The organism is Fibrobacter sp. (assembly GCF_017545445.1).
Taxonomy (GTDB): Bacteria; Fibrobacterota; Fibrobacteria; order Fibrobacterales; family Fibrobacteraceae; genus Fibrobacter.
The window spans coordinates 1-6,863 of sequence record NZ_JAFWOM010000064.1; the positions used below are offsets into that span (position 1 = coordinate 1).

The window sequence follows — 6,863 nt, forward strand, 5'->3', positions numbered from 1 at the left end:
CGGGAATCCTTTTGTCACGGGTGCCTCCGCAACACTTCCATCTATAGCCAAAATCAAATCGGGCTGTACAGTGCACAAGTCATCCAAATCTTTTTCTTTTACAACTTGCTTAACAACGTCTGTTGCATTGGTGGCGACATCTCGAATTTTAAGAGAATCGACAAAAGCCTGCACTTTCTGGCTTGAAAGAAGCCTTCTTAGCGGCTCGTAATGTGCAAATTCACCTTCAAAACTCATAATTTGGCCTGCTTGCTTAAATCCGCTTGTAAATCAAACTTATCAACTTGAACGGGTATCACAAATAAGTTACTAAGAGTTTTTACACGTAAGAAGCCTTTGTCTTGAGCCCTTCTTATTGACGGCTCAAAATCAGCGAAGTCATAGTATTTACACAATTCTTTAGTTTCATCAGTATTATTCAAATGGCTGATGAACCAGTTTGAAGTATTCTTTAGAATATTTTTTTGAATAGAGCTCACCTCTTGCGTGGCATATACCATGCCAATTCTATACTTTGCACCTTCTTTGGCTGTACGAACCCACATATCAGACATGTCTAAATCGTTGCCCGCCGGAAGAATGTTATGAGCTTCTTCTATGTACACGAGAATTTCAGGGATTTTCTCTTTTCCTTTGATGAAATCCTGCTGATTATTTTGGAAAATTTTTGTAATAATGCGATACGCAGAGGATTTATTAAGTTCAGGATCGCCACTTGATTGGTCGACTATAACCAATTTTCCAGCAACTAAGTCATTATAAATATCATCAGCATAATCTGATGATGTACTTGCACTATGTTGTAAGATTGCTTTGCCAATTTTTCTTGTGCCATTTGGATATTGGAAAATGCCAATAATTTTTTTCAAATCTTCATCGGCCCACCGATCTCCAGAACCTCCTTTCTTGTTCACATAATTATTCTCAAATTCTCTATACCCACTTCTAGTATCTCTCATAAATTTATCAAGAGCTTCAAAAGCGTTTCCAAGTTGGTCCCATGTCACATTGTCTGAAGAAAATATTTTTGCGGCAGACTGATATTCTGTAGCATTGTCACTTTGGTTACTCCCTTCCAATGCGGCAATCAATTCTTTATTAAACAAATTCTTTGTACTTGGCTTTATATTAGACGGAGCAGGGAAACCAGCTCTTTTTAATACAGACCGGTACGCAAGAATACGACGTTTATATCTTGTCATATCCGAGCCAAAAGGCTCTGCATTTTCAGGTTTGCTCAAGTTGGCTTGAGCAAAACTTTTCATATAAGTAGTAGTATCATCAGCCAAGAGATTGTTTATAATATCTTTTCCTATAAGAATATTTTCTTCAAGATAAAAGTTTATCAACATCATCTTTCGATCAGGGTCATTTGGATGATTTGTAATGCCATATGTAACAACTTCGTCATCTTTTATCGCCCCCGGAATCATCTGCCAAACATTTTTTAGTGCAGAATTATTATCTTGGACATTTTCATTTGCATATTCGCCATTTGGATCAAAAATAACTTGGCCGATTTTTAAAGATTGCCCTTGATTCTTTCTTAGTTCAAAAACGGATTTTGCGATAATTTTTGTTGTATTCGATTTACCCGTACGAGTCATGCCAAACAAGGCTGTTTTTTGAGAAAGCAAGTCTGCTGGATAAATATATACGGGAACATCATCGATATTCTGAAATCTACGATTAGTTGAGGCATAGCGAACATTACCTATCTTTACCTTGTTACCTGAACCATATTTTTCAATATTTGCAAGTTCTGTATACGGATCAATATAATTAATAATTCTTTCTAAAGCTTTCCCATTAGGCTTATAGACTTTTAAACCATGATTTGGATAATAGTTCGAAATATCGCTGCCAAATCTTAATTGTAATTTAGCTTCAGGATTTTTTACGTTATCATCAAGATAGAAAGTCCCTATGATTCTACATTGAATACCAGCAAAACTCAATAGGTTCTTCGTTCTATAATCCATAGCAGAATTATCATCATAATTTTTTGACGAATCACCACTTACTCGTTGAGCCGTTTCAACACGAATTCTTTCCGCTTCAACATCTTGGGGCAAAGATGTCGAATCCATCACTCTTAGAAGAATAAATGATGTATCTTCATCTTTATAATCAATATCACCACATTTGTTAGGGTCTAGTCGAGACGCAATAAGGAAACTCAAGCTGGGAATTCCACCAACCCTGTGTCTATAGTGATCATGTATTATAACTTTTGCACTTTCATAATTGATGGAATACAAATCTCCAACAAGCTGGTCTGGTTGCAACAACTCCTTAATCCATTGCTGGGTTTCCATCTTTTTATTGTTGTCAATGCTATCCTGAATTGCGTTTTCAATACCCATAATTATCCCTTTTTGTTAATCTACTTTAAAAATATAATTATCTCACGACAAACAATGACATTTTGCCGCAAAAATCAAAAAAAGGTGTTATACGTACTGTTTTAAAGTGTCTGACGATAATTATATTTTTTTGAGAGCATCTGACATGGTTACATATGTTTCCATCTTCAAGTGGGAGTATGCGAAAACTTCGGTAGTCGCGCCCACTTTTTCGCGCTGTTCTAGGCATATCGAAACAGGAGTCAGAGGGAACCATTCTCCCTCCATTTTTTTTTTCAAAAAATCGCCTGAACCTATTGACAATCGGGATTTTTGCAACTATATTATAGTATACGTTTGTGCAGTAGTATTTTGCTTTTTCAGCATGTAAGCAGATGAGGTCATATGAAAACAACAATGGTAAACGCACTAAATATGCAAGGTTTTGCAAGCAAACGCTTGCATATGCAAGCAAAAAGACGTATATTTGGTACTATGAGTACCGTAGCAAAAAATTTCCGCATCGATTCCGAATTGAACAACCAGGCCAGTAAGCTTCTTGAGGGGCTGGGGCTTTCCATGTCGCAGGCAATTTCCATGTTCCTGAAGCAGGTTGTTCTGCATCGCGGTCTTCCTTTCGAGGTGAAGTACCCGGAACATTCCGGCGAACTATTCGAAGCCATCGAAGAGGCGAAACGGCTCGAGGCCGACCCGAAGACCAAGCGTTATACGGATATGGACGAGATGTGGGCGGACTTGGACAAATGATTTACGAAGTTATTTGGACTAGCCGTTTCAAGAAAGGCTATAAACGCTGTAAAAAGCGCGGTTTGCCTTTAGATGAGTTAAAGTCTGTCGTCGAAAAACTCAGAACAGATCAAATTCTCGAAGAGAAATATCAGGACCACGAGTTGTCTGGAGTTTTCGCTGGCACGCGCGAACTCCATATTCACCCTGATTGGCTTCTGTGCTATAGGAAGAATAAAGGCGTTTTGACACTTACTCTTGTGGATACAGGAACGCACGCAGACCTGTTCGGAAAGTAGAAATGTCACAGTAAAATGTCACAGTAAAAATCAACGAACACCGGAAACAGATTCTATCGGCTAATTTTGGTCTTTTTCTACAAAAAAAACCGAGAAAAAGACCAGTTCTACAGGCGGCGACTTCTTTTTTTTTGCCGGTGACGTATTCGAAGATGAGGGATTTCTTGTATTCGTCCAAGGTTTTGAGTTGTTTTTTCTTGTTGACGATGGTCGCGTCGATTTCAAACGTGTTTGCGGACGAAAATTTCGTCCACAAACTATTCGGCTAAAAGTAGGTCTTTACCGTATGCATTTACTGAAAAAGGCCTCTATATGCTTGCAACAATCTTAAAAAGCAAATCGGCAGTCAATACGACTTTCGCAATCATAGAGACCTTTGCAGCCGTTCGTGAACTTAAAAGAGAACTTGTTGAATTGCACAAAGATGATAATAGCGTGGACAAGCACTCAAAAATGCAACAATTTGGAGAAATTCTATCAGACATCGTTATGCCCGATTTAGAAACAACGGGAACGGAATCTTCCTTGGAACTAAACTTTATTATTGGCAAAATCAAGCATTCCGTCAAACGAGTGAAGCGACAAGAAAGCCAAAGACAAAGCTGTGATTGAAAAATTGAAACCAAATGTGGCAAAAAAGCGTATTAAAAATGTCCCTGTAAATGTCCCTGTAAATGTCCCTGTAAAAACATCTCCAAAAGATAGGCAGAAAAAGATTATCATCGCACTATTCAAGGATTCTCATCTGTCAGCCCAAAAACTTGCCGAAAAATTTGGCGTTACAGACAAAACAATCAAAAGAGATTTGTTGCTGCTGAAAAAGCAAAATTTGATTACTCGTATTGGAGCCGACAAAAACGGCTATTGGAAAGTCAATTAAAAAACATATTTTCACCTCAAATCAGCTCACAGTTCGGCCCCTTGACGCCCCAAATACGTGAGTATAGATTTGGGACATGAATGACACAATCCTCCTGTACAAACCTACTACAAATATTCAAAGTTGTAGTAATTTCTCCCGCAATTCTTCAACGAAATTCGGAATATCTAAACATTCTCCGTATTTAGTTGAATTTTTTAGTTATCAGAGCCTTCGCTCTGTGAAATGTTAAAATATCTACGGCATGTTTGCAAAATTGCCGTAATTTTATTATATTAGGAATATGCCCAAATATGATGGAAAAGAAATTCGCAATACCGAAGGTCTCATGCTTCGCGACAACATGAGCGCCTATCAATATCATCAGGCCCTACAAAAGGTCCAGTCAGGCGAACTACTTCGCCTGCGCCCAGGAGTATTTGCCGAACCCATTGTACTCGCTGACACGATGCTCGATATAGACGTTCTTGTGCCCGGCGGCGTACTGTGCATGTACTCGGCATGGGAGCATTACGAGCTCACGACGCAAATTCCGAGTGCATTTTGTATAGCTATTCTGCGTAAACGAAAGCTAGTATTGCCTGAATTCCCTCCGGTCACGCTTTATTACTGGTCGGATCATCTGCTAGAATTCGGGACAACAACAGCGGAGGTACATGGGCATAAAGTGCGCGTAACCGACTTGGAGCGCTCCGTCTGCGATGCGGTAAAATACCGAAATAAAATCGGACTAGATGTATGTGCCGAAATCGTAAAAGCATACCTGCATCGCACCGACAGAAATATCTCAAAACTCACAGAATACGCAAAGAAGCTCCGTGTCGCTGCAACTCTGAAAACATATTTGGAAATCGGACTTTAAGATGGTTCATAAAGTTGCAAAATCAGTAAGAAATCGCCTACTGGAGCAGACGAGAAAAATACACGGGAACTACCAGCAGGTTCTCATACGCTTCTTTCATGAACGCTTGATGTATCGGCTTGCTAAAAGCGAGTACAGGTCATCGTTCTATTTGAAAGGCGGTTCACTACTGTTCGCTTTGAATCCCGTAATAGCACGCCCGACTTTGGATGTGGACTTGCTTGGTATCAATTTTCCATCAAAGCCAGAACTGCTCCTCTCTATGTTTGCAGATATTTGTTTGCAAGCGTGTCCTGAAGACGGCATTACCTTTGACATTGATTCAATTCAAGTTGAAGATATCATGAATGACAAGGAATACCTTGGACTTCACGTGAAAATACAGGCAAACCTTGATTCGATACGCCAGTGGGTCGCTATCGACGTTGGGTTTGGCGATTCGGTTGTTGGCATAAAAGAGATGTTATATCCCTCACTACTCGACAATTTGCCTAAAGCGAATATTTTCGTCTATTCAATCGAATCGGTTGTCGCAGAAAAATTCCATGCCATGATTGCACGCGATGAAAGTAATAGCCGTATGAAGGACTTCTTTGACGTCTACCAGATTTTGACAAATCACAAAATCGATAACCAGGTTCTTGAATCCGCCATCAAAGCGACTTTCCGCGCTAGGAAAATGAATTACACTCCCAACGTGAACCTCTTTTCCGTCAAATTCGCAAATGACGAATCAAGACTTGCGCTCTGGAAAAACTTCCTACGCAAAATCAAATACACGAGTTCATTGAACTTTGAAGATGTGATGGATTTGATTCGTGATAGGCTAGGAATGTATTGGACAAAAGAAATGCTGGAGTAACCTTCCGAAAGACGTTAGACATCCGTTCCTTAATTTTGCGAGCTAATTCCATATAGGAACCTTCGCTCATTTCTTTACGGAAGCGGCACATTCGTTTTGCTGTATTTTTGATTTAGTGATTATAAGACTACATTCCTCCTGAATGGGTTCTCCTTCATAGGTCCCGACAATTTGAGTCCATATTAATCCAATCATTTGCAGAAATGATTTTTTTGCTTTTTTTGCAGACGAAATGTCACAGTAAAGCGACTTCACCGCGCAGGGAATAGCCTTGCGCTATAAAAAGCTATAAAAAAATTGTATATCCCGAAATATTGCGCCGCTTAGGTGCAATTTGTATTTTTGCTTGTCACACTTTTAACTCTGTGAGTCACCACCACTAAACGCTTTTCTACACGACAAAATGTCCGAAGTCAAAAAAATTCTTGCAAAAGATTTTTATAAAATCGATACTAAGATTTCAACCTTACTCGATGTTCGCGAGCCGAGCGAAGCCATCGTACGCCCTGTAAATGGTGCGTTGCAGGTTCCGTACTTTGAACTGTCCAAGAAGATAGACAGCATCCCGAAAGACAAACCCGTTTACGTTTTCTGCTCCACGGGGGACCGCTCCGAAGAGGTTGCCGAAATCCTCGCCGACCGCGATTACGACGTGTACAATGTAGAAGGCGGGCTTGACGCCGTCCCGAAAATTCACTATGTGGATGCCAAGGGCCTCAAGTGCCCAGGCCCAATCGTGAAGGTGGACGAAGCGGTCAAAAGCGTGGCCGTCGGCGAAGAAGTCCAGGTGGAAGCGACCGAGAAAGCATTCTTCTCGGATGTGAATGTTTGGTGCCAGCGTACCGGCAACGAGTTGAAATCGCTTGCC

Annotated in this window: 8 protein-coding genes and 1 pseudogene; 7 read left to right on the plus strand and 2 right to left on the minus strand. The window is 40.2% G+C overall.

All coding sequences use genetic code 11. The features are described 5' to 3' along the window. Both IKG78_RS06925 and IKG78_RS06930 read right to left on the minus strand, forming a co-directional pair. Nucleotides 1–237 (minus strand): annotated as a pseudogene (locus IKG78_RS06925) (nuclease); the annotation flags it as partial. Then, nucleotides 234–2,366: a DUF87 domain-containing protein gene (locus IKG78_RS06930; RefSeq protein WP_290941460.1), complete on the minus strand. Its 2,133-nt coding sequence runs from the start codon at nucleotides 2,364–2,366 to the stop codon at nucleotides 234–236. The gene IKG78_RS06930 and the pseudogene IKG78_RS06925, both read right to left, overlap by 4 nt. Before the next feature lie 474 nt (nucleotides 2,367–2,840). Between IKG78_RS06930 and IKG78_RS06935 the strand changes: the two genes are divergently transcribed. The 7 genes from IKG78_RS06935 to IKG78_RS06965 form a co-directional block, all read left to right on the plus strand. Further along, nucleotides 2,841–3,113 (plus strand): type II toxin-antitoxin system RelB/DinJ family antitoxin, encoded by a 273-nt coding sequence (locus IKG78_RS06935; protein ID WP_173348445.1) that lies wholly within the window; start codon nucleotides 2,841–2,843, stop codon nucleotides 3,111–3,113. After that, entirely contained in the window at nucleotides 3,113–3,391 is a 279-nt protein-coding gene (locus IKG78_RS06940; protein ID WP_173348449.1) for a type II toxin-antitoxin system YafQ family toxin, read from the plus strand. Before IKG78_RS06935 ends, IKG78_RS06940 begins: the two co-directional genes overlap by 1 nt. A 312-nt stretch (nucleotides 3,392–3,703) precedes the next feature. Beyond that, complete coding sequence (locus IKG78_RS06945; RefSeq protein WP_290941467.1) at nucleotides 3,704–4,003, plus strand: hypothetical protein; 300 nt, start codon at nucleotides 3,704–3,706, stop codon at nucleotides 4,001–4,003. Further along, the gene (locus tag IKG78_RS06950) at nucleotides 3,996–4,271 is read left to right on the plus strand and encodes a DeoR family transcriptional regulator (protein WP_290941470.1); all 276 of its coding nucleotides are present in this window, start codon (nucleotides 3,996–3,998) and stop codon (nucleotides 4,269–4,271) included. Before IKG78_RS06945 ends, IKG78_RS06950 begins: the two co-directional genes overlap by 8 nt. Before the next feature lie 283 nt (nucleotides 4,272–4,554). Further along, complete coding sequence (locus IKG78_RS06955; RefSeq protein WP_290941473.1) at nucleotides 4,555–5,133, plus strand: hypothetical protein; 579 nt, start codon at nucleotides 4,555–4,557, stop codon at nucleotides 5,131–5,133. A gap of 1 nt (nucleotide 5,134) precedes the next feature. Continuing rightward, the gene (locus IKG78_RS06960) at nucleotides 5,135–5,995 is read left to right on the plus strand and encodes a nucleotidyl transferase AbiEii/AbiGii toxin family protein (protein WP_290941476.1); all 861 of its coding nucleotides are present in this window, start codon (nucleotides 5,135–5,137) and stop codon (nucleotides 5,993–5,995) included. Between the two features lie 403 nt (nucleotides 5,996–6,398). Next, on the plus strand, nucleotides 6,399–6,863 hold a 465-nt coding region (locus tag IKG78_RS06965; protein WP_290941479.1), incomplete at its 3' end, for a sulfurtransferase TusA family protein.